Source organism: Ruminococcus sp. OM06-36AC, assembly GCF_003438725.1.
Classification (GTDB): Bacteria; Bacillota; Clostridia; order Oscillospirales; family Ruminococcaceae; genus Ruminococcus_C; species Ruminococcus_C callidus.
In genome coordinates this window covers 1-1007 of record NZ_QSTT01000072.1, presented here as the reverse complement: position 1 = coordinate 1007, position 1007 = coordinate 1, and the positions used below count along the sequence as shown (strand labels likewise).

Below are 1007 nucleotides of genomic sequence, written 5' to 3'. Positions count from 1 at the left end.
TCTTCCGAACCATTAGCAACCATCTTAGAACGATTGCCATAATCATCATATTCGTATGAATATGTATCAGCTGTCTTACCGTTAGAAATGAATTCCTTGGTCAATCTCTTCAAACCGTCATAATCATATGAGGTTGTTTCTATTGTACCATTTTCATTGCGTACTTTGCAAGCATCTGAACCGTCTAAATAGTACGAATATTCATAACTGGATATGTCGGAGTTTCCAGACTTGGTAACAAGTTTTGTCACCTTGTTGCATCCATTATAAGAATAGGTCGATACCACACCATTTGCAAGTGTTTCAGAAACCTTATTGCCATTTGCATCATAGGTATAAGTTGCAGTCAAATTACCGCTTTCCTTTACCTGAGCAATACGCATTTCAGCATCGTATTCATATTGCGTGGAGGAATACATTGTTTGATGATTAATACCAACCAACTGTTCCTTCGCATACTGCGATACGCCCTCGTAGAAATAGCCCTTAAAAGATTTTGGGCTAAGTTCCTGATAAACACGTCCCAAGGAATCGTACTGATAACTTGTCTGTACACCATTGGCAGTTTTACTCCGCACTCTTCCCATATTGTCATAGACATAGGATTTTGATACATTTTTAGAAGTATCACTGCAAATAGTATTTGCTGTCAGCACACGGTTCAGTGCATCATAGGTGTTAGTGGTCACATTGCCATTGGCATCGGTTACAGTCAGTGCATTACCATTCAGATCATAGGTTGTTGCACCAGAGTTATAGCCTGTGCTGTCAGTCGTTCTTACCAAATGTCCCCACGCATCATATTCATAATTCGTGGTCATGTAGTCAGAATCATTTGTGCTGTTCAAACCCGTGTACATTTTGGTTTGGATACCAGCATTGTTGTAGAAATATTTGGTGATATTCTTCTCACCATTAGACGTGCCGTCACTCAATGTTACCTGTGTCAGCAACCCCTGTGCATTGTACTGATTTTCAGTTACACTATACTTTACTGTATCCGAATC

Annotated in this window: 1 pseudogene; it reads right to left on the bottom strand. The window is 39.6% G+C overall.

The annotated features are described in order from the left end of the window. Nucleotides 1-1007: pseudogene (locus DXB92_RS13200) on the bottom strand (hypothetical protein); the annotation flags it as partial.